The 23,100-nt window shown below is 47.3% G+C and carries 16 protein-coding genes and 1 pseudogene; 15 read left to right on the forward strand and 2 right to left on the reverse strand.

Features of this window, described 5'->3' with window-relative positions:
• The first annotated feature begins 20 nt into the window (after nt 1–20).
• Complete coding sequence (locus tag Q4Q46_RS18645) at nt 21–404, forward strand: cytochrome c3 family protein (RefSeq protein WP_311906748.1); 384 nt, start codon at nt 21–23, stop codon at nt 402–404.
• Nucleotides 405–617: 213 nt separating this feature from the next.
• On the opposite strand, the gene Q4Q46_RS18650 is transcribed toward Q4Q46_RS18645, so the two are convergent.
• Nucleotides 618–1,907: an alpha/beta fold hydrolase gene (locus tag Q4Q46_RS18650; protein ID WP_311906732.1), complete on the reverse strand. Its 1,290-nt coding sequence runs from the start codon at nt 1,905–1,907 to the stop codon at nt 618–620.
• A gap of 255 nt (nt 1,908–2,162) precedes the next feature.
• On the opposite strand from Q4Q46_RS18650, the pseudogene Q4Q46_RS18655 reads away from it, so the two are divergent.
• From Q4Q46_RS18655 to Q4Q46_RS18690, 8 genes and pseudogenes are all read left to right on the forward strand, one after another.
• A pseudogene (locus Q4Q46_RS18655) lies at nt 2,163–2,781 on the forward strand (MBL fold metallo-hydrolase).
• 146 nt (nt 2,782–2,927) lie between these two features.
• Nucleotides 2,928–4,667, forward strand: coding sequence for a methyl-accepting chemotaxis protein (locus Q4Q46_RS18660; protein WP_071939561.1), 1,740 nt, complete (start codon nt 2,928–2,930; stop codon nt 4,665–4,667).
• A 387-nt stretch (nt 4,668–5,054) separates the two neighbouring features.
• On the forward strand, nt 5,055–6,071 hold the full coding sequence (locus Q4Q46_RS18665; protein WP_311906733.1) for an XdhC family protein: 1,017 nt from the start codon (nt 5,055–5,057) through the stop codon (nt 6,069–6,071).
• Nucleotides 6,071–6,808: a nucleotidyltransferase family protein gene (locus Q4Q46_RS18670; protein ID WP_311906734.1), complete on the forward strand. Its 738-nt coding sequence runs from the start codon at nt 6,071–6,073 to the stop codon at nt 6,806–6,808. Before Q4Q46_RS18665 ends, Q4Q46_RS18670 begins: the two co-directional genes overlap by 1 nt.
• Before the next feature lie 3 nt (nt 6,809–6,811).
• Complete coding sequence (locus Q4Q46_RS18675) at nt 6,812–7,330, forward strand: (2Fe-2S)-binding protein (protein ID WP_311906735.1); 519 nt, start codon at nt 6,812–6,814, stop codon at nt 7,328–7,330.
• Nucleotide 7,331: 1 nt separating this feature from the next.
• On the forward strand, nt 7,332–9,578 hold the full coding sequence (locus Q4Q46_RS18680; RefSeq protein WP_311906736.1) for a xanthine dehydrogenase family protein molybdopterin-binding subunit: 2,247 nt from the start codon (nt 7,332–7,334) through the stop codon (nt 9,576–9,578).
• Nucleotides 9,579–9,838: 260 nt separating this feature from the next.
• Complete coding sequence (locus tag Q4Q46_RS18685) at nt 9,839–10,330, forward strand: DUF1097 domain-containing protein (RefSeq protein WP_028761013.1); 492 nt, start codon at nt 9,839–9,841, stop codon at nt 10,328–10,330.
• Nucleotides 10,331–10,434: 104 nt separating this feature from the next.
• Nucleotides 10,435–11,886, forward strand: coding sequence for a methyl-accepting chemotaxis protein (locus tag Q4Q46_RS18690; RefSeq protein WP_311906737.1), 1,452 nt, complete (start codon nt 10,435–10,437; stop codon nt 11,884–11,886).
• 459 nt (nt 11,887–12,345) lie between these two features.
• Here Q4Q46_RS18690 and cysZ read toward each other — a convergent pair whose 3' ends face one another.
• Nucleotides 12,346–13,125, reverse strand: coding sequence for a sulfate transporter CysZ (gene cysZ / locus Q4Q46_RS18695; protein ID WP_311906738.1), 780 nt, complete (start codon nt 13,123–13,125; stop codon nt 12,346–12,348).
• Between the two features lie 221 nt (nt 13,126–13,346).
• Here cysZ and Q4Q46_RS18700 point away from each other — a divergent pair, with 221 nt between their 5' ends.
• The 6 genes from Q4Q46_RS18700 to Q4Q46_RS18725 all read left to right on the forward strand — a co-directional run bounded on the left by Q4Q46_RS18700 (nt 13,347) and on the right by Q4Q46_RS18725 (nt 23,078).
• On the forward strand, nt 13,347–16,763 hold the full coding sequence (locus Q4Q46_RS18700) for a chromosome segregation protein SMC (RefSeq protein ID WP_311906749.1): 3,417 nt from the start codon (nt 13,347–13,349) through the stop codon (nt 16,761–16,763).
• 23 nt (nt 16,764–16,786) lie between these two features.
• Complete coding sequence (gene zipA, locus Q4Q46_RS18705) at nt 16,787–17,857, forward strand: cell division protein ZipA (protein WP_311906739.1); 1,071 nt, start codon at nt 16,787–16,789, stop codon at nt 17,855–17,857.
• A 101-nt stretch (nt 17,858–17,958) separates the two neighbouring features.
• The gene (ligA, locus tag Q4Q46_RS18710; protein ID WP_311906740.1) at nt 17,959–20,016 is read left to right on the forward strand and encodes an NAD-dependent DNA ligase LigA; all 2,058 of its coding nucleotides are present in this window, start codon (nt 17,959–17,961) and stop codon (nt 20,014–20,016) included.
• 228 nt (nt 20,017–20,244) lie between these two features.
• Nucleotides 20,245–20,730 (forward strand): DUF2919 domain-containing protein, encoded by a 486-nt coding sequence (locus Q4Q46_RS18715; protein WP_300482935.1) that lies wholly within the window; start codon nt 20,245–20,247, stop codon nt 20,728–20,730.
• 222 nt (nt 20,731–20,952) lie between these two features.
• Nucleotides 20,953–22,158, forward strand: a complete 1,206-nt coding sequence (locus Q4Q46_RS18720) for an HD-GYP domain-containing protein (RefSeq protein WP_311906741.1) — start codon at nt 20,953–20,955, stop codon at nt 22,156–22,158.
• 56 nt (nt 22,159–22,214) lie between these two features.
• Nucleotides 22,215–23,078 carry a Rossmann-fold NAD(P)-binding domain-containing protein gene (locus Q4Q46_RS18725; RefSeq protein WP_311906742.1) on the forward strand — a complete coding sequence of 288 codons (864 nt, stop codon included), beginning with the start codon at nt 22,215–22,217 and terminating at the stop codon, nt 23,076–23,078.
• Nucleotides 23,079–23,100 lie beyond the last annotated feature (22 nt).

The raw sequence follows: 23,100 nt of genomic DNA on the forward strand, positions 1-23,100 counted from the left end.
CCCGCCATAGGAAGAGTATGATGTTAAAACCCTTATATACACTTTTACTTGGCTGCATGCTCATACTGCCAATAACAGCTAATTCTATGAATATTAAGGATTATCATAAGGATGTGATGACCGGCACTAATGGTAAGGTTGACTGTACTGCCTGCCATGGTGATTTAAAGCGTAAGAGCATACCTGATGCAGCAGTCTGCGCTAACTGTCATGGCTCTCCTCAGGATGTGGCTAAGCTGACTAAGCGACCTGAAGGCGCCGGACATTCGGTCGAGCCCAATCCGCATGATAGTTTACATTATGGTACTGATTTACCATGTACTTACTGTCATCAGGAGCATAAAGAAAGTAAAGTTTATTGCAATCAATGCCATGAATTTACTTACCCGAAGATGAAGCGATAGTTCTAAGACTGTTACACGTTACTTCCCTGTCTATTTGACTATTTTGGTCAATGCACTCGCCTAAGGTGAGTGCATTTTTTTGCAAAAAAAAGAGTAAACCAAAACGGTTTACTCTTACGGAAATAGGTCGTTGAAACTTGCCAAAATCACTCAATAGATGAGGAGCGGGTTTATAATGTCAGCGTTAACTTAATTAGCCCTTAAAATTAACTTTTATCTTAAGGTGTCGCCTCGGTTTAAGCTGATGAGCTTATCCAGTATGTGCTCACCATCCATGCGAATGCCGTTGTGTTCATATTCTGATGTTAGCCAATATTTTAGCCTGCCGACCTGTTGCGCGGTTTCAAGGCTGTATTGCATCTCGACAAACATATCTTCACTGTAAATGGCCGCGGCAACGGGGACGCGGTTTTGCGCCAGTTGTTCAAGATTATACAGTGCAGGCCAATTTGATTTATGGGCAAGGATTTCAGCTGCGGCTTTAAGCGGTACTAAGTGACTGAATTGGTCAAACGTCCAAGGATAAATCATCTCGCCGGTGAATAAAAACGGCTTACCTTGCTGATAGTTAAAGGCGGGGAATTGTTGTCTTACCCTGTGTGCCGCCCATTGTGAAGCTGAGTGCTGGCAGTAAATGGCCTCATGCAGCAGGGCAAAAATCGGGTTAGTGTTGTAATCGAGCATTTGACCGAAATGATTTAAAAATAACGGGTTCACGACTGTCCCTGAAGCCGTGTTGATTAAGGCTTGCTCAAGTAAATAGTAAACCGATTCAGGACCTTGCTCCATTCCGATATTAATACCCAGCAGCTGCAACATTTCAACAGTGAGGCGTTCTCCCGTGGCTAAATACACTTCGTTTTCAAGCAAGTGTTTTGCTAAGCGAGTGACTAAATGTTGGGCATCGTGGAAGCGTTGGAAAAATTGTTTATTCTTCGCCAGTACGCGTTGATAAGTCGCAAGATAGACATCATCGGCGCTGCGGGTTAATGACGGTATGCCACCTGTAATATAGGCTTCGCTGACACCTTGAGGGGCGACGCTTAAATAATGTAATACGCAAAATCCGCCGAAACTTTGGCCAAGAATCGCCCATTTATCGGCGGGGCAAAGCTGGGCACGAATCGTCTCGGCATCTCGAATAATATTGTCAGCCCTGAAATGGCTCAGATACTCAGCTTGAGCTGCGGGCTCTAAGTGTTGCAGGCTTTGGTAATTAATCGGTGTTGATAAGCCTGTGCCGCGTTGATCGAGTAATAACACCCGATATTCTTTTAATGCGCGGCGGATCCAGCCGCTGTTGCTGGCGGGGCGCATGGCCGCAAATCCCGGGCCGCCTTGGAAAAACACTATATAAGGTAGCTTTTTATCTTTGTTTTCTGGGCTACAGAGTTCTCTGGCAAACACTTGGATTTGCTCTGCAATCGGATTTTGATAGTTGAGGGGTAAGGTAAAAGTGTGTTTCTTCGCCAGCACTCCGGCGAGAATAATATCGGGTTTCATCAAACAACCTTAATGGCAGAGGATCATGTTATTGTGATTGGCAGATTGTATACCCAAATAACCTGAAGATGCAGCAACCTAGGCTAGTTGAAACACGTATCTTCAACTACCTTGGGTATAGACCAAATAGTTTATGCAGCAGGCTAGGATTATTTGATTAGCTTTTGGTGAAGATCAATTTTTCCATTTTAAATTTGAGCCATGATGAGTTTCTTAGCGTAATCTATCGCTTATGGATAACACGAGATTGAAGCTATGAAGTATCAGATTATTCCAGTGACACCTTTTCAGCAAAATTGCAGCCTGATCTGGTGTGAGAAAACCAAGCGAGCTGCGGTCGTGGATCCTGGTGGCAATATTGACAGGATCCAAAACGAAGTAACAAAACTTGGACTCGTTCTCGACAAAATTATCCTTACCCATGGGCATATCGATCATGTAGGTGGGGCAAAAGCTTTGGCACAAGCGGCCAATGTGCCGATTATCGGTCCACATATCGCCGATAAATTTTGGATTGACAACTTACCTAAGCAAAGCCAAAACTTCGGTTTTCCCCATTGCGATGCCTTTGAACCGGATCAATACCTGCAGGACGGCGATAACGTGCAAGTGGGTGAACAAAGTTTGTCTGTGTTGCATTGCCCTTTTCTCTGCCCAATCTAAGTTGGCGTGGGTGGGGGATATTTTGTTTAGAAGCTCAATTGGGCGCACTGATTTTCCTCAATCAAATCATCAGGATTTAATTCACTCGATCACCGAAAAACTGTGGCCTTTAGGCACAGAAGTCGAATTTATCCCTGGACATGGCCCTATGTCGACCTTTGGTGAAGAGCGCGAACATAATCCTTTTGTCGCGGACCAACTTTTACTTTAAGTGTCATGCTATTAATCTTTGCGTGATTTGTGAGCGATAATCACTCGCAAATCAAATGATTATTTCCATTGATTGTCCCACTTTTACCCATGTTTTCTGATTTTCCTTCTAGACTTAAAGCAGTTCTTCTGTCTATTGGGGTAAGTATGAAAACAAAAACCATGATGAGTGTGGTATTTTCGACCATAGTCGCGAGTGCCGTGATTTCTGCGGCACTGAGCTTCAATGTGAAGTCTAAAATCGATCTCTTTAATGATGCCGCCAGCATCCGATATCAGTCCTATCAACTTGCCGATGAATTAAGGCAAGGTTCCGATGACTTAACACGTCTCGCCCGTACCTACGCCGTCACTGGTGATGAAAAATACGAAAAAATGTATATGGATATTTTGGCTATCCGTAATGGTGAGAAACCCAGACCCGAAAAGTACCATCAGATTTATTGGGATTTGGTACTGAGTTATGGCGATAAGCCAAAGCCAGACGGCGCGAGAATTGCTATAAAAGAGCAAATGAAGTCCCTCGGTTTTTCCGATGAAGAATTCCGTTACCTCGAACAAGCCCAAAAAAACTCAGATGCGTTAGTCGCCCTCGAAGTGAAAGCCATGAATGCCGTCAAAGGTATCTTTATGGACCCCAACACCCAAACCTACACGATAAAAGGCGAGCCGAACTTAACCATGGCGAGGGAGTTACTACATAGCGACCAATACCATAGAGAAAAAGCCAAGATCATGCAGCCGATTGATGAGTTCTTTACGGCGTTGGATAAACGTACCGATGGTGAAGTTAATGGTCGACTCGACTCCTTACATGCGGCATTAAACTGGTCACAGTTAGTATTGTTCATCGTGATTCTAGCGGCCGTTGGTGGATTCATTATCGTTAAGAGTCGGATTGTGACTCCCTTAGTGCAGACCTGTAGTGAGTTGCTCGACATTCAGCGATCTAAAAATCTTGCGCGGCGGATCTCCGTTACTACTCAGGGAGAGATTGGCGAGATCGTTAATCAAATCAACTTGTTTATCTCTTCCCTTGCTAGTTCCTTATCGACAACGGATGGTATTGCAAAAGAGGTCGCTGATTTAGCGAAGCAAACCAAGGCATCCATTCAAGTTTCGCGTGAAAGCTCAAATCGGGTGGCGAGAGAACTGGATGCCAGCGCCAGTGCGATGGAGGAAATGACCACGACGTTAGTGCATGTGAGTGAGAGCACGTCGAACGCTGAAAGTCGCGCCGCTGAAAATGAAGCGCATGTCACTGTGGGTAAACAGACGGTATCGGAAGCGTTGAAAGCCATGTCGGTATTAGAAACTGAGTTTACCAATACTCAAGACTCTATGTCGCATTTAGTGAACGAAAGCACCCAAGTCAGTAATGTGTTGAGTGTGATTAAGGCGATTGCAGAGCAGACGAATTTGCTGGCACTGAATGCCGCGATTGAAGCCGCAAGAGCCGGTGAGCAAGGGCGAGGTTTCGCTGTGGTTGCCGATGAGGTTAGATCACTAGCCCAGCGAACCCAAGATTCCACTAAAGAAATCGATGATATTGTCGCAAGCCTTCAGAGTCGTACAAATCAAGTGGGCACATCTGTGACTCAAGCCGCGACGCTTATGCAAAAGGCGGGAGTAGAGCTGCAACGTATCGTGGCTGTATTTGAGGACATTCGTCACAGTACGGAAGCGATTCATGGGATCAATACTCAGGTTGCCGCTTCAACTGAGGAACAGTCCTTGGTTTCTAAAGAAATCGCTTCGAGTATGATGGTGATCCGCGATAATTCCCGTGAAGTATCACAGATTATCGAGCAGATAGAATCGACCTCAATTAGCCTAGATAATCAATCTCAGATACTGCGCACTAAGGCGGGGGAATATCAGTTTTAGATGAGATGTGGTTGATTTACGAACTAACTCCACTCAAGACACGGATGTCAATCCTTCCCCTTTGAATCCTCCCCTGAACATATTTTCTGCTTCGACACTTTTTGACATCTATTACTCCTTTCAATACGTACACGCCTTTGCTAACTTGGTTGCCCAAGTGTTTAATACCGAGCGTTTGGCGATGCTTTTTTATCGACAAATGAAACTCGCATCAAACCTTGATACCAAAATAGACGTCGATAGCTGTGATATTCATCAGCGATCTTAACCAGCGATTTTTTAGTTTTGACAGTTTGTAGTTTCGACGGTTATTTGTTTCGATAGTGTCGACAGTAAAAAGTGCATTAAGTCTTTTCAAATATCCCTAACCCAATGGAGTCCTTGCGGATGGATCACCAAATCGAAGATTTACTAGAGCATTGGTTACCGCTGGCGGATGACGCTTGGGTGCTTGCGGTGATCACCCAAATTCAAGGCTCGGCCTATCGCAAACCCGGCGCCATGATGTTGTTTCATGAGTTCGGTCAAGGCGTGGGTATGTTAAGTGGCGGCTGCTTAGAAGCCGATCTCCGCCGCCATGCCCAAAAGGCCATGCAGACAAAGCAAGTCACGTGCGTGACCTATGACGCGAGCGATGAGTCCGATGCCAGCTATCGACTCGGCTGTGGCGGCATAGTAGATATCATGTTGATCCCACTCTTAAAAGAGAATCATGATCTTGGTTTGATTGAGCTAGTACAGGCATTTCGCCACGGTCGGTCGGGTTTTTATCAATTGCCATTAGTCAAAGCGGGGACGGATGCGCGCCAATATCAGGCCGCTTTCTACCCCGAAGCGTTGACACCGTTCCCCGCCAGCGATTTTGTCCGCACAGGCGTCTTCACCCAAGAGGCGGGAGAATCGCTGATTATTCCGCTGAGACCGAGATTCCACCTTGGGATTTTTGGTGGTGGTATCGACGCTAAGCCTATTGCCGCCATGGCCGATACCTTAGGCTGGCAAGTGACGGTCTTTGATGGTCGTACCGCCTATGCCAGAGCGGCGGATTTCCCCCATGCCCATATAATGAAACTTACCGCGGGGGAATTAACCGCGAATCATATCGCTCAATTGGATTGCGCTGTGGTGATGAATCATAACTTGGGCTTAGATGCTGCGGCATTGAAGGTCATTCAAGCCCACCCACTCGCCTATGTCGCCTTGCTTGGCCCTGCCCATAGACGGGATAAAGTGCTTGGGATGGCAGGGCTGAGTACTGAATCTTTTTCTGGGGTGTTTTCTGCCCCCGCAGGGCTTGCCCTTGGCGGCGAGTTACCGAGCGCAGTGGCGTTAAGTATTTTGGCCCAATGCCACGGCGTACTCCATGGTGCGACCTTAAAACATCTCGATGAGATAATGCGTTGATGACATTGCCGCCAGTGCCAAAGTCTGCTGTGCTAACGTTGGCAGAGCAGGCGCCATGCTCATCCAAGCGGCTGTTGATCGTGGTACTTGCGGCGGGTCAAAGTAAGCGCTTTGAGGGGGTTAAGTTAGCGCAGCTTATACCATCGCTTAGCGCGACTGGAATCAGTGAACAAGCCATCATTAGTACCCATGTTGAGCGTTTACAACAGCTTCATTACCAAGATTTAGATTTGGAGCGCCAAGACACACATTCGCCCCAGCATACGCCTTTGTTAGTCATACTCGGTGCTCACCAGCACGTATTGCAACCATTATTAGCCGAACTTAACTCCCGCCACTCCTTTGATATTTTGATTAATCCGCAGTGGCACACGGGTTTGGCCTCCTCTGTGAGTTTGGCGGCAAGTTATGCTAAGGAGCAAGGCTTTGATGCCATGCTGCTAACGCTCGCTGACCAAGTGGCCTTGAGCGCCGATGATTATCGCCAACTGATTTTGACATGGCATGAAACGGGTAAAGACGTTGTCGCCCATTATTTGGATGATTTAGGTGTACCTGCTATTTTTAATGCCTCTACATTGCCTTTGTTCACCCACTTGAGTGGTGATCGCGGGGCGAAATCTATTTTAAAACAACAAGCACAGCAGGGAGCGTTAGTCGCTATAACACTACCCCGCGCCGCAATTGATATTGATACCCAAGCCGATCTTGCGTCGTGGTTGGCACTTAAGGAGTGAGTTATGGCAGAAGTTTTATCAACCAAAGCAGTCGTCAAGGAAGCGAATACCGCCGCTTCCTCTCAGACACTTTCTAATCAAACACTGACCATCAACGGTAAATCATTTACCTTAGATGCTGATCCTAAAATGCCCATCCTGTGGGCACTACGGGATATTTTAGGGCTCACGGGCACTAAATATGGCTGCGGTGCAGGGCTATGCGGTGCTTGCACTGTGCATTTAGACGGCCAACCCGTGCGGGCCTGCTTAACCAGTTTGGGGCAGGCACAGGGAAAACAACTAACAACAATTGAAGGCCTTGATAATCAAAAGCTTAAAAATGCATGGGCCGAACATAACGTGCCCCAGTGCGGCTATTGTCAGGCGGGCCAACTGATGTCGGCTGCGGCGTTAGTGGCGCAGCATCCGAAACCTTCTGAAGAACAAATTAACTCGGCCATGTCGGGTAATCTCTGCCGCTGCGGTACATACCCGCGGATTAAAGCGGCACTGCAAAACTATGCCAAACAGGAGGGCTAATATGAGTACTTTTACTGCCGTAGAAAATTTAAGCCGCCGCGATGTGTTAAAACTGTTTGGCGCAGTGGGTGGCGGATTAGCATTAGGGGCGAGTGGATTAACTTGGAGCCCCATGGCGCTGGCGCAGGATAAAGAAGCGCGGCTGAATCTGTTTATTGCCATCGGTGAAGACGACAAAGTGTACCTCACTTGTCATCGCTCCGAGATGGGACAGGGGATCAGAACCGGCATTCTGCAAGTCTTAGCCGAAGAGTTAGAAGCGAATTGGGATAAAATCGTACCCATTCAAGGCTTAGCCGATAAACGTTATGCCAGCCAAAACACTGACGGTAGCCGCAGTATTCGCGAAAATTACGACCGTATGCGCCAGATGGGGGCGATGGCAAGAACCATGCTAGAGCAAGCCGCCGCCGCGCGCTGGAAAGTCCCCGTGAGCGAGGTGCATACCGCCGACCATAAAGTGCTGCATGCTAAATCGGGCCGCTCGGCCAAGTTCGGTGAGTTAGCGTTAGCCGCATCAGAGCAGCTAGTTCCTGCCGTTGAGTCGTTAACCTTTAAAGAGGTTAAAGATTTCAAGCAGATTGGCGCATCACGCCAAATCGTGGATATGGATGCCATGTTAAGTGGCAGCGCGATTTATGGTTACGATATCAAACTCGAGGGCATGCTCTACGCCAGCATCATGCGCCCGCCCGTGCTTGGGAGCGATGTGGCAAGCTTGGACGATACCGCAGCGCGTCAAGTGGCCGGGGTAGTGGATGTGTATCGTTTGCCCGCAGCTAAGGGCGCTCCCGCGTTTCAGGCTTTGGGCGGCGTAGCTGTTATCGCCACAAACACGTGGAGTGCCCTCGAAGGGCGCAAAGCCTTAAAAGTCACTTGGACTCAGGCCGACAACGGTCAGCATGATTCAAGTCTTTATTTGAAGTCACTGGTCGAGCGGGTACAGCAAAGCGGTAATGTCGTGCGTCAAGCTGGTGATGAAATCAAAAACTGGCCCGAGGCGAATACGTTAAAAGCGGTTTATACCGTGCCTTATTTAATCCATTCCTCTATTGAGCCGCCCGTAGCTACTGCCCATGTGACTGAAAAGGGTTGTGAAATCTGGGCATCGACCCAAACCCCGCAAAGTACCCAGCAAAATGTGGCCGCTGCGCTGGGTATGGAAGAAGATGCGATTAAAGTGAATGTCACCCTATTGGGTGGTGGTTTTGGGCGTAAATCTAAACCTGATTTTAGCGTTGAAGCAGCGCTGTTATCGAAGCAATTCAAGCGTCCAATTAAGGTGAGTTGGAGCCGCGAAGATGAAATTCAAAACGGTTATTACCATGCTATCAGCGCCCAGTCCTATCAGGCACTGTTTGATGCCAGCAACAAACCGACCGCGCTTTTAGCCCGTACGGGATTCCCATCGATCAGTTCAACCTTTGCCGAAGGGGTGGAATATCCCTCTGGCGGTGAGTTGGATTTAGGCTTTGTGGATGTGCCCTTTGCTTTGCCAAATTTAAGATACGAAGCGGTAAAAGCGCAGGCGCACAGCCGTATTGGTTGGATGCGCTCTGTGTGTAACATTCAGCACGGTTTTAGTGTCGGCAGTTTTGTCGATGAAATGGCTCACAGAGCTCAGATGTCTTGTCCCGATATGTGGCGCAGCTTACTTGGGCAATCAAGGCGTGAGACCTTTGATAACCAAGGCTTTAAATATGGCAACTATGGCGAAGAGCTCAATCGTCATCCCGTGGACGTTAGTCGCTATTTGGAGGTAATCGACGCGGTCGAAAAAGCCCAAGCTAAGGCGCCCAAGGCGGGTAAAAATCAGGGCTGGGGGTTTGCCGTACATCGCAGTTTTGTCAGTTACGTTGCTGTGGCTATGCTGGTGGAAGTGTCCGAGGATAAACAGCTTAAAGTACTGAATGCCATCGCAGCTATCGATGCGGGCACGATAGTTAACCCCGATAGGGTAAAAGCCCAGACAGAAGGTGCGATTATATTTGGTCTGAGCTTAGCCTTGATGGGTGAAATCACTTACAAAGAGGGTAAAGTGCAGCAATCGAATTTCCACGATTATCCTTTGCTGCGACTTCCCCAAACCCCCGATATGGAGATCATCATTATTGCATCCGATGCGCCGCCCGCAGGCGTGGGTGAGCCGGGTGTGCCGCCCGTTGCCCCGAGTTTAACCAATGCGATTTTTGCGGCGACGGGGCAGAGGATCCGCGATCTTCCCGCGAATAAACTATTGCGAGTGTAAGTGTCGGCAAGAGGGTTAACTGAAAGCCGTTTGAACAAAAAAGCGCCTAATAAGCGCTTTTTTCGTTTTTTTACCACAAAAAATTTGCTTGTTAGCGATTTTACGGGCATTAATGCCGAAAATTAGCAATAGATCAGGTTTTTGTTACCAAAATAGAGGTAATTTAACCAATATGTTTACCCAAGCTACCTCAAAATACACATTTTAGAGCGCCCAAGGGTATTAAACTTCCGTGAATAGAATTACTAAAGGGGTCATCCATGGAAAATCGTTGGCAAGTCGCTATTTCTGCCGGCCTATTGGCGGCTATTTGGTGTGGCGTCGCAGATGCTTTTCATCTGGTCACTTGGATCGGCTTTTTAGGTTGTAGCACTTTTTTTGCTCAACCTAAGGCTGGCTTTCAGGGCGTGATGATGGCGTGGTGCACAAACCTGTCCGGTGTATTTTGGGCTTGGCTCATTATCTCGGGTAGCAGCTTTTTTATTTCGCCCGTATTTGGGTATATTTTTACCGGCATAGCCACTTCGGCCATGTGTTTACAGGCAAGTTATCAAAAGCTTAGCTTTATTCCCGGCGCATTTATTGGCTGTTGCACTACCTTTGCTATGGCGGGTGATGTGGCCAATGTCGTGCCGTCGTTGATCATTGGTGGCTTATTAGGTTTTAGCATGAGCCTGTTAACGGGGCAGTTGGTTACTCTGACACAAAAGTGGTCTGCCGCCACACGTAACCAAGTTGCTAGCGCGGATTAGCATAATACCTGCTCAGATCTTATGACTGACATAGTTGTCGTGACAATCTGAGCTATACTGCTGATTTAGTGCCAAATAGCATTTTGTTCTTAGGAATTACCAAGATGAAACAAATCCAGTTTCGTACCATTGATGCCATATTGATCAAGTTCAGTCTCAACGGAAAGTTTTGGGTAGTGTGTTCTATGGTGGCGCTGATCACGGCCGCCGTGGCGCTTGTCAACTATCAACATGCGCACCGTAACCTTGAGCAGGCCTCAATCGCTCGGGTTCAAGCTAGCGTCGATACCTTAGCGCAAGTTGCAACGGCGCAAAAGCTACAAGCTGACGCCTTATCTCAATTTGCCAGCCAATACGGGTTAACTGTAACTTCAAGGCAAAGTGATGCGCAGCGTCAAGGGGATAAAGTGACGGCCAGCGCCAGTGTGTCAGGTCAAGCCTTACAACTGACGCAGAATGTCCACGAGTGGGAAACCGATGCGCGTAGCGATGCTAACTTTATGTTCTGGTTAGCATTCGTGGGCTTGTTGCCCTTATTCCAACTGAGTTACTGGATTTCGACCTCACTCGGCGGTGGCTTGTGGGATATGTACTTAGCCATCAAACGCTTAGCCGACGGTGATTTGAGCTTTAGATTAAACTTTTTTGGCACTGACGATTTCAGTTTGATTGCCCGCGAAATTGACCGCTGCGCCGATAATATGAGTGAAATGGTGTCGGCGATTGGCAAAAATGCACAAACCTTGTCATTAGCATCCGATGAATTTAATCAACAGGCGGCCACCAGTGATGAGCTGATTGGGTTCCAACATCAATTCCTCGATTCCGTTGCCGTGGCAATGGCGCAAATGACTTCAGCGATTGAAGAAGTTTCTATCAACGCGAGCAACACTTCGCTGCAGACTAAAGAAAACTCAACCCAAATGTCGGCTAGCCAAGGGCGAATTAGCCAGACAGTGGAAAGTATTGGCTTACTTTCAACTAAGATTGGCGCGGCGTTTTCATCGGTGGAACAATTGTCCAAGGATGCGGCGAGTATTGATGCCGTGGTCACGACGATTAACAGTATTTCGCAGCAAACCAATTTGTTAGCCCTAAATGCGGCCATTGAAGCGGCGCGTGCCGGTGAGCAGGGTCGTGGTTTTGCCGTGGTCGCCGATGAAGTGCGCACCTTAGCGGGCCGAACTCAACAGGCCACGGTAGAAATTCAGTCTATGATTGAAGGCTTACAATCTGGCACGAGTCGTTTATCTAGCATTACCATGGAGATAGTCGATCAGGCCGATGAAGGCCGCAGCGCGATCATCGCCGTCGGTGATGATGTCCAAGGCATGGCGCAATCGGTCAATGCGGTATTTGATATGAGCAGCCAAATTGCCGCCTCGGCGGAAGAGCAGAGTGTCGCCGCGCGCGATATTGCCGGACAATTGAATGAAATCCGCCATCAGTCGGAAACTATCAAACAAACGGCCCAGCGCAGTGTGACCTTAGCCAATGATCTGCACCATGCTTCGGTCGAGTTAGATGGCATTTTAAAGCAGTACCGCACTGACTAAGATGTTACGCTTTGTTGTTACCTTAAGTGCAAGAGTCTGAAATTCTGTCACCTTTTAAAGAGTTTAATTGGTATCGTATGTTAAATATCAATGATGCAAATATGCCTGAGGATGAATTAATCGAATTATTGCAAAACGTCTACAAAATCGGCTATCTATGGTTAATAGAGCAATTGTCATTATCGAAAAAACAAATTGGTTTTATTGAGATCAGGTTCTACCATAATGGTAGTCTTGATTATCAATTATTGGGTAATTGATCAATTTTAAAAAGTGTTATGGATAGAATATGCGTGCAACGGTAAACATCAATCTTGGCATAGATTGATGTCATGGTAACCATTGTCGAAGCAACATATAACGTCTAATCATCGCTTTCGAAAGATCAACTTAACCTAATAATGACTATAGAACTTAGTCATAAAAACATATTTTTTAGATAAGTATTGGTATCTTTAATTATTCTGGTGCGATTGCATGATTGCGGTAGGCTTCACGATACTTGTCGACCCACATGGCCGTTGCGCCACAAATCGCCACAGGCATCACGATAAAGTTGACGATGGGGATCATCGAAAACAGTGTCACAGTGGCACCAAAGCTAAAACTGGTGCCACGGGTTTGATTCAAGGCAAAGCGCATATCCTTAAAACTGACCTTGTGGTTATCGAAGGGATAATCGCAGTACTGAATCGCCATCATCCAAGCGCTGAACAGGAACCATAGGATTGGCGCCAGCGTTTGGCCCACCATAGGCACTAAAAACAGCAATAAAAATACCAATGCGCGGGGCAGATAGTATTTGAGTTTTATCCACTCACGCCCAAGGATACGCGGTAAGTCTTTGATTAAATCGATGCCAGAACCGGTATTCAGCGGCTTGCCAGTTAACAGCTGCTCGACTTTTTCAGCCAACAGACCATTAAAGGGGGCGGCGAGCCAGTTCATCACCGAGCTAAATATAAAGGCGAGCATCACCAGCATAGTGGTGACTGCGAGCGGCCAAAGTAAAAAGTTTAACCAGCTTAAGTAGTCAGGCAACTGGGCATTCATCCAAGTGAATAGCGTATCTAACTGGCCTATTGCTACATAAATGACGCCCGCAAACAGCAGCAGGTTGATCATCAAGGGAATAAACACGAAACTGCGCAGGCCTTTACGTGTAATTAAACCAAAGCCATCGAGAAAATAATTAACGCCGCTTTTGGCTGGGAAGGGCAAGGTTTTCTTCTGTGTCATATCGTCTTTCCAAAAAGTTGGGCTACAGCTTGAGAGACAGCCTGATATAAAGATAACTGCGATTGTGATCAACTCATGGGCAGATGACAAGCTAAAAGCCGCATGAATTCAATAAAAAGCGTTACAAAATGCAGCCTGCTTTGTTAAAGTTGGCCGATAAATGTATTTGCACCACTGGGCTCATTTTCGGGCCAGACTTCAGAGACGCGCTAACTGGCACCATGAGATTAAAACAGATAAAACTTGCCGGCTTTAAGTCGTTTGTCGATCCCACTAAAATTCCTTTTTTACAGGCATTAACCGCCATTATTGGCCCAAATGGCTGCGGTAAATCGAATGTGATCGATGCCGTGCGTTGGGTATTGGGTGAAAGTTCGGCGAAACACTTGCGCGGTGATTCGATGGCCGACGTGATCTTTAACGGCTCAAGCGCACGAAAACCTGTGTCTGTGGCAGGTGTTGAACTTATTTTTGAAAACAAAGAGGGTCGCCTCGCGGGTCAGTATGCCAGTTACGAAGAAATCGCCGTTAAGCGTCAGGTGAGCCGAGACGGTGAGTCTTGGTATTTTCTCAATGGCCAAAAGTGTCGCCGTAAAGACATTACCGACTTGTTTATGGGCACAGGCCTTGGTCCGCGCAGTTACGCCATTATTGAGCAAGGCACTATTTCCCGCCTTATCGAATCTAAACCCCAAGACTTGCGCACTTTTATTGAAGAAGCCGCAGGGATTTCTCGCTATAAAGAACGCCGCCGCGAAACCGAAAACCGTATCCGCCATACCCGCGAAAACCTCGAGCGTTTAGGCGATATTCGCAGTGAACTCGGCAAACAGTTAGATAAACTGGCGCAGCAGGCCAAGGCGGCTAAGCAATATCGTGAGCTAAAACAGGCCGAGCGCAAGACCCATGCTGAACTCCTCGTGATGCGCTATCAAGAGTTGCAAGATCAGATGGCGAGTCTGTCTGAGCAAATCCGTGCCATCGAAGTGCAGCAAGCTGCGGCGCAGTCGCTGGCGCAAACCGATGAATTGCAAACCACTGAACTGCAAGTGCAACTCGCCCAATTAGCGGAGCAAGAACAACGCGCGGTCGAAGCCTATTATCTGACGGGCACCGACATCGCTAAGTTAGAACAACAATTACAGAATCAAAAGCAGCGTGATGCCCAGCTCGAAACCCAGTTGGCGCAAGTGAAAGAGCAGATCCTGCAAAACACCGATAAGCTCAACGGCTATAAAGCGAGTCTTAGCGCGTTAGAACTTGAGCTTGCCAAGCTTGGGCCGCAGCATGATGAACAGCAAGAAATCATGGATGAGCTGCAATCCCAATGGGAAATGAGCATAGAGCGCAGTCAGCAGCAGGCCGAAGTGGCGCGCCAACAGGCCGTGGATGTTTCGCAGCATAAGTTACAGCTTGAACTGCGCCGCAGTCAGTTAGCGCATCAACAGCAATTATTGCAGCATAAACAGCTGCAAAGCAGTGAGCAGCAAGCGCAGCTCGTCGCTTTAGTGGACAGCGATCTCGCCTCAAACATCACGCCACTGCAACAAGAAATAGCGTCTCTTGCAGACGCCACTAGGCTACAAACCGAGATTAATCATCAGCAAGAACAAATGGTTAGCGCAAGCACGCAAGCTTTAGATGACGCCCGCCACAGTGCCGAGCAGATTCAGCAGCAATTAACTGCGACCAAAGCGCGCCATGAGCTGGTTGAGCAGTGGTTGACTAAGCAGGAACAGCAAAGTGATAAACCGCAGTTATGGCAGAGTTTAACTGTTGAAAATGGTTGGGAAACCGCGGCCGAACTCGCCCTAAATGGCTTGTTGACCTTGCCCGTTGGCGTCACTGAAACCGAAATGGGGTTTCAAGCGTTAACGTCGCAATCCACCCAAAGTGAGTACTTACAAGCTGAGGTGAATCTTGCCCCTTGGTTAGCGGGGCTTAAGTGGGCAAAAGATATTCACGCGGCAAAACAACTACTGCCACAGTTAAAGAGTGATGAGCGGATTGTCACCGCCGACGGATATCTCCTCGGTCAAGGTTTTTTAATCACTAAGACTGAGGGCGCTCAGTCACTGGTGCAGCTCAGCAAAGAGCAAGCTCAGCTAGCGCAAAACATCCTCGATTTACAGCAATCTCTGCACGTTCAGCAAGATAAAATGGCGGAACTTGCGGCTATCTTGCAGCAGCAAAGGCAACAATTGACTGCTGGCGCGCAAAAATCGCATCAATTACAGTTGGATAAAGCGACAAAGTCTATGCAGCTCAGTGGCTTAACTGAGCAACTGAAGGCGCGCGCTGAGCAGCAGAGCAAACTTGAAGCGGCATTAAGCGTGAGCTTGATTGACCTTGAACGCTTGAGCGAGCAATGCGAAGTATTGGCAGAGCAAGAAACAGAACTTGATGATGCGTTGCAGGCGAGTATTGATATTCAGCGGCAACTCACCCAAGACACGCAGGCCGATAGCGTGCGCCATCAAGCATTGAAAGCGCGAATTACAGAGGTTGAACGTCAGTTATCGACCACGACTTCGGCCTTACAAGCTGTAACGATGCGCATGGCCGTCAGTACCGAACAAATTGAATTACAGCAAGTGCGTGTCAATGAACTTATCCACACCCGTGAGTTAGTGTTAGCCGAACTTGCCAAAGTCGCCCAATTGAGTGGCGTACAAAATAGTGTGCAGCTAACTGAGCAGTTAACGCAGTTATTGCAGCAACAACATGAGCAACAACAGGGCTTAAAAAACGTCCGTCAGCAGCAAAGTGGGCTCACAGAGACATTAAACAGTATAGGAATAAAGCAAAAACAAGAGCTTGGTAAGCTTGAGGGCTTGACTCAAAGCCTGAGCACGTTAAAGTTACGTCGTGAAGGAATAAAAGGCCAAGCCAATAGTCAGCTGGAAGCCTTACAGGAACAGCAAATTGTTCTGTCTGAAATCCTCGGCAACTTGCCCGCAGAGGGCATGCCTGATAAGTGGCAAAGTGATTTAGATCAAATACGGCAGAAAATTGTTCGCTTAGGTGCGATTAACCTGGCGGCTATCGAAGAATTTGAACAGCAAAGTGAGCGTAAATCCTATCTTGATCATCAAGATGACGATTTAAATAAGGGACTGGCGACCTTAGAGGAAGCGATCCGTAAGATAGACAAAGAAACCCGCAGCCGTTTTAAGACGACATTTGACTCAGTCAATGAAGATCTCGGACGCTTATTTCCAAAGGTGTTTGGTGGCGGTCGAGCTTACTTAGCGTTAACGGACGATGATTTACTAGAAACTGGCGTCACTATCATGGCGCAGCCGCCAGGTAAGAAGAACAGCACAATCCATCTTCTTTCGGGTGGTGAAAAAGCCTTAACCGCTTTATCATTGGTATTCGCAATTTTTAGGCTGAATCCTGCTCCCTTCTGTATGCTAGACGAAGTGGATGCGCCATTAGACGATGCCAACGTAGAACGTTTCTGTCGATTACTGAAAGAAATGTCACAGAGCGTACAGTTTATTTATATCAGCCATAACAAAATAACCATGGAAATGGCTGATCAACTTATAGGCGTGACTATGCACGAGCCCGGTGTGTCTCGTATAGTCGCGGTAGACATAGAGCAAGCGGTGGCGATGGCTGACGCTGGATAACTAGAACAAAGACAGGGTAACCAATGGAAGATTTGCAACTAGTATTGTTTGTTTTAGGCGCCATAGCCATAGTTGCTGTGCTGGTGCATGGATTTTGGTCTATCAGAAGACAACAACCTAAGTCATTGAAAGATAGTCCAATGGGCAATTTTTATAAGAAACAGGCCGAGAAAGGTGAGTCGATCCCTAAGCGAATTGATGCCGAAGGATTTGATGCCGACGGTATTGGCGCTGTGCGAGTGCGTAAAGCTGGCGAACTTGCGCCTAACAACGAGACTCTCGCGGCCAATCCTTATTTGAAGCAGGAAGTGAAGCTAGAGACTAAGACGCAAGAATTGACATCGCCAGAAATTAAAGCAGAACTTAAACAAGGGCTTAAACCAGAGCTTAAGGTAGAAACGAAACACGAACCTATTCCAGCTCAGCCTGATTTTAGCTTGCAGCCACCAGTTGCAAAAGAGCAACACCGCGGTCCTAAAGTTTCGCGCCAAGAGCCCGTCTTGGGCACGCAAGTGCCGCAAATGGGTCAATCCCATGCTGCTATTGTGGCGCAAAAAGCCGCTGAGCAAGAACAAGCGCTACGTGCCGCGCCGCAGCAAACTGCTTTGTTTGAAGAGAATGAATATAAAACAGATCATCAACAAGTAGCGCATGTTGAACAAGCCGCTGAAGATGAGTTAGGTGAGCCACGCGACGTGCTGGTTTTACATGTGGTCGCAAAAGATGGCCAACAGCTGAACGGCGCTGAACTGCTACCTTGTTTCTTAACTTTGAATTTTAAATATGGCGATATGAACATTTTCCATCGCCATGTGGATAACGCGGGCAATGGTAAAGTCTTGTTCTCTATTGCTAACATGCTAAAACCTGGCGTGTTTGATCCGGACAACATGGAGCAGTTCAGTACTCAAGGTGTGGTATTTTTCATGACGTTACCTTGCTACGGCGATGCTTTAATGAACTTCTCGATTATGCTTAACTCTGCGCGCCAACTCGCTGAGGAGATCGATGCCGTGGTGCTCGACGGTCAACGTTTGCCTTGGGGCGAGTTTACTAAGCAAGATTATTTACACCGTATTCGCGCTAACGCTTAGCCGACGCCGCAATTTGGCGGTTAATACATTGATGAGGCCGCGATTGCGGCCTCATTTTTTATGATCTACTTTTGTGATCTAAAGCATTCTGGATAAAGAATATGCAAGACATTCAACTCGATACACTAGTGTCAGAAGACGTTAACCCTGAAAACGCATCGCAGGTGATGCAGGCGCTCAGTCAATCACTGAACGAGCACAACATTCGTTACTATGTGGATGATGCGCCGAGCATTACTGATTCTGAGTACGACAGGTTGATGCAGTGTTTACTCAAGCTTGAGGCGTTATATCCCCATTTGATTGTGGCTGATTCACCGACTCAAAGGGTGGGCGGATTGGCGCTCGCCAAATTTGATCAAATCACTCACCTTAAACCTATGTTGAGCTTAGATAATGCCTTCGATGAAGCGGATTTCAGTGCTTTCCACAAACGTGTCACCGATAAAGTGGGTGAGGTGAGTTTTTGCTGCGAGCCTAAACTCGATGGCCTTGCCGTGAGTATCTTGTATAGAAATGGCGTACTTGAGCGCGCCGCGACCCGCGGCGATGGTTCTGTCGGTGAAGATATCACTGAAAACGTTAAAACCATTAAATCGATACCGCTTAAACTGCGCGGGAATGATTTCCCTGAACTCGTCGAAGTGCGCGGTGAAGCCTTTATGCCAAAAGCGGCCTTTGAGGCTTTGAATGACAGGGCGCGCGCCAAGGATGAAAAACTCTTTGTTAATCCCCGTAACGCCGCCGCTGGCAGCTTACGACAACTCGACAGTAAAATTACCGCTGCCCGTTCATTGGCTTTTTATGCCTATGCGTTAGGGGTTGTTGAGCCGGATTCTCATCCGTTAGCTAAAACCCATTTCGAGCAGTTACAGCAGCTTAAATCGTGGGGTTTACCCGTAAGTAGCGAAATTAAAGTCTGCGCTGAATTAAGCCAAGTTTATGACTACTATAAAGACATTCTCACTCGTCGCGGCGATTTAGCCTTTGAAATCGATGGCGTCGTGATGAAAGTTAACGATATTGCCCAGCAGCAACGTTTAGGTTTTGTGGCTAAATCTCCCCGCTGGGCGATTGCCTATAAATTCCCCGCACAGGAAGAAATGACTCTACTTGAAGGCGTCGATTTCCAAGTGGGCCGCACAGGTGCTGTCACGCCAGTGGCTCGCTTAAAGCCAGTATTTGTTGGCGGCGTGACGGTATCGAATGCGACGCTGCACAATGCCGATGAAATTGCCCGTTTAGGCATTAAAGTCGGCGACACTGTGATCATCCGCCGCGCCGGCGATGTGATCCCACAAATTGTTGCCATAGTGCCCGAAAGACGCCCTGAAACAGCGACTGATATTGTATTCCCGCATAATTGCCCTGTGTGCGGTAGTTTAGTCGAGCGTCTCGAAGGTGAGGCAGTGGCGCGTTGTAGCGGTGGTTTATTTTGTGAAGCGCAGCGTAAAGAAGCGATTAAGCATTTCGCATCCCGCAAGGCTTTAGATATTGATGGCATGGGCGATAAAGTTGTCGAGCAATTGATTGATAAAGAACTCGTCCAAAGTCCTGCAGATCTGTTTAAGCTCACTGCTTCTATGATGACTATGCTTGACCGCATGGGGATGAAGTCGGCAACCAATTTAGCGGCGGCGATTGAAGCTGCCAAAACTACAACACTTGCGCGTTTCTTATATGCTTTGGGTATTCGCGAAGTGGGCGAGGCGACAGCGGCAAACCTTGCGGCGCACTTTGCCAGTTTAGATGCGCTGCGGGTGGCCACTGTGGAGCAGTTAACCGAAGTGGAAGATGTTGGCGCCGTGGTGGCCCAGCATGTGGCGCACTTTTTTGCTCAGCCGCATAACCTTGAGGTTATCGATGCCTTAATTGCTGCTGGTGTGCATTGGCCCGCCATTGAGGCGCCAAGTGCAGATGCACAGCCGCTTAAAGGCCAAACTTGGGTATTGACTGGGGCGTTAAATCAGCTCAATCGTAATGATGCTAAGGCGCAGCTGCAGGCACTGGGTGCAAAAGTTGCTGGCAGTGTGTCGAAAAATACCGATTGCTTAGTGGCAGGTGAGGCGGCAGGTTCAAAACTCGCTAAAGCGCAGGAGCTTGGCGTTAAAGTGATGGATGAGGATGAGTTATTGGCACTCCTCGCCGCGAACGCTTGATTGCTGTGGGCTGAAAAAGGCCGTTGACTTTGGTCTGACGTTTCGCATCTACAGTTTAAAAACCACTGAATCGTGAGCATTGAATAGCGCCTTGCCCAAGGCGCTATTTTTATTTGCCCGAGCAAAAATGACGACATGGAAAGATAGTCTGCTTTGGCTATTGAATTAGCCGCGATTGGCACCATCTCCTTGATATGCTGTTTTAGATTTTGCTAATTGGAAACCGATTTGAATTTTAGTCACATCACTTGGCTCGATGATAAAGGCCATATTAAACCGCCGATCTTTTTATATGCACTCTTGGCTTATCTTGCGCGCGGTTGGTGCATTTTTATCGCCTCGCTGACCCAGATGGGTGACCGTTCTGAGTTAGTGAGGATTTTTTACCCTGAAAAATCAGATTTTTTGCTAGCACTCGGGGCGGGACTGGGCGCGGTTTTGATTTATCTTGTGGTGATTGCCGAACGTCGCCGTTCACCTCAATGGTTAAGGCCTATTTTTGTGCATTTAAAATGGGGTCTGTGGTTGCTGCTGATTGTTGATGGCGTTTTGTTGGGGCAAAGGTTGATCCATGGACAATTCCTGTTCCATTGGAGCCTCGCTTTAGATGCGCTAATTTTGTTCTGGTCTAGCATTTATCTCATTAAATCGAAACGACTCCATTATTACCTGCGTGATTGGCTAAAAGAAGATCCTAAATTACTCCAACCTTAGTTTTATCATATTGTTATGTAACAACTTTATTTATATCTAAGTGGTGGAGCATAAAGTCATGTGTTCTATCCCTCAGTTTGATAAGGATTTTTCCTTTATTTTTCCATCGAATGATTTGAATCATCTATAGTTATATGTACTTAGCTCGAATGTGCTCTGTTGGATACGCAGATGAGGTCATCTGCTTATGCTCCGCATCACATTTGTAAGGAGTCATATTGCGTGGCAAAAGCACCTCAAAGAAAATTATTACTATCAGAAATTCAGCTTGGCATGAGAGTCAAGTTGCCTTTGTCATGGACGAATCACCCCTTTTTATTTAATCGCGTTGATATTAGCAGTCCCGCTCAAATTGAGATGATACGAGGTCTAGGTGTCCCCTATGTGCTTTTATTGTCGGAGTCGAATCCCGGATCTGAGGTTATTAAGGAAGATGAGGATGTTGAAGATCAAATTGCAGTTGAACCCGAACGGGATCTCAAGGCCGATACCCGCAAGGCTATTCGCTTAAGCCAAAAGCGTTTTCTCGAAAACGTCAATAATTGCCGTAATGTGTTTGGTAAAATTGTCAGTGATCCAGAAGGCGCCTATCGGTTATCGGCGGCACTGGTTGAAGACTTGTTAAGTCATTTACAAGAGGTCGAAAAACCTTTTCTCACCTTGGTTGGAATGGAGGATAGTGACGTCAGTGTCACTCAACACGGCGTGTCCGTTGCGGTATTGGCAATGATGATGGGGCATGCACTCGATTTAAGCCCAAGGGAACTGCGTGATATTGCCCTTGGCAGTTTGCTGCATGATATTGGTAAACTGAAAGTGCCCGATGTTATTCGTCGTAAGCGCGGTGCCTTAACACCACATGAAGCCAATTATCTGCAAATGCACCCTAACTTTGCCTACGACATGCTTAACCGTTCCGGATTGTTCCCAAAGGAAGTTCTACATATTGTGCTTCATCACCATGAGTTTATTGATGGTTCCGGTTTCCCCGATGGTTTAACTGATCATAAAATTCCGATCACGACTCAAATAGTCAGTTTGGCAAATGATTACGATCAGCAACTCAGTGGCCAACAAATATCTTCACCTCAGGTCGCCTTAGGCTATTTATTTAAAAATCGGGCAACGAAACATGCCGAATCTTTAATTGCTATTTTGGTTAAAATTCTTGGTATTTATCCCCCTGGGACGATTGTTAGGTTATCGGATGATAGCGTCGCAAAGGTCATGATGACCACCAAAGAAGTGAGTCAGCCCCAAGTCTGGGCTTGCAAAGTGGACGGGAGTGATGCTTCGCTGCGTTTCTTAAGTGACGAAGGCGTAACAGTGCAAAAAGCCATCAAAGCGGAAGAGTTGTCAGAGGGCGCTATTCGTACCTTGCAAGTCGATAAAGGGGTTAGTTTTTATTTTAGTTCGCTACAAACTTGAATCTTATGCACTAAGTTCCGTATTCTATCCGCTGATATGATTCCCTTAGGGCAAATATGGCGAATGTAAAAGCAGAAAACGGCGCAGTTAAATCCAGTGTTGCCTTGGTCGGTTGTGGATGGTTTGGTTTTGCCTTAGCAAAGCAGCTTGTCCAAGAGGGTTACAGAGTCACAGGCTGTAAGCGTAGCGCCGATGAATTATCGATATTAACTGAGGTTGGGATTGAAGCCTATCCGCTGCAATTGGGCAGCGAAGCACCCTCTGCCCCCGATGCTCAGGCGTTAAGCGGTTTATTTCAAACCGATTATCTAGTGGTCAATATTCCTCCCCGATTAAAGCGCGGTAACGCCGCGTATCTTGATGAATTACAACAACTCATCGCATTAACCCAAGGCTGGCAATATCAGCGGATTGTGTTTATCAGCACCACAGGTGTGTATCCGGCCCAAGATAAAGTGATGACCGAAGCCGATGCCTTGGCAGAATCCAGCGACAGCCAAGTGCTATTAGATGCAGAAGCTTTATTTCAAGCGCGGCACCATAGCTGTATTGTCCGCTTTGCGGGGCTCGTAGGTCCCAAACGTCATCCTGGACGTTTCCTTGCAGGGAAAACTGATGTCAGTGGCGCCAATGTGGCAGTGAATTTAGTTCACTTAAGTGATTGTGTTAGTGCGGTAAGTCGGATACTCGCGGCAACGAGCATAGGGCTAGCTGTGGCTCCGATTTATAACCTCTGCGCGCCAATGCATCCTACCAAAGCTGAGTTTTATCAGGCTGCTGCCGAGTCCCTAGGTTTAGTCGCGCCCGAATTTAATCAACAATCCATGCCGAGTAAAGTCATCCAAGCTAACGCCATTGTCACAGATTTAGGCTTTCGATATCAGTATGCTTCTCCGCTGGATATGCTAGCGGCATGTTGAGAAAGGTTAATTATTGTTAAAG

Origin of the sequence: Shewanella vaxholmensis (genome assembly GCF_031932135.1) — a bacterium.
GTDB lineage: Bacteria > Pseudomonadota > Gammaproteobacteria > Enterobacterales > Shewanellaceae > Shewanella > Shewanella hafniensis.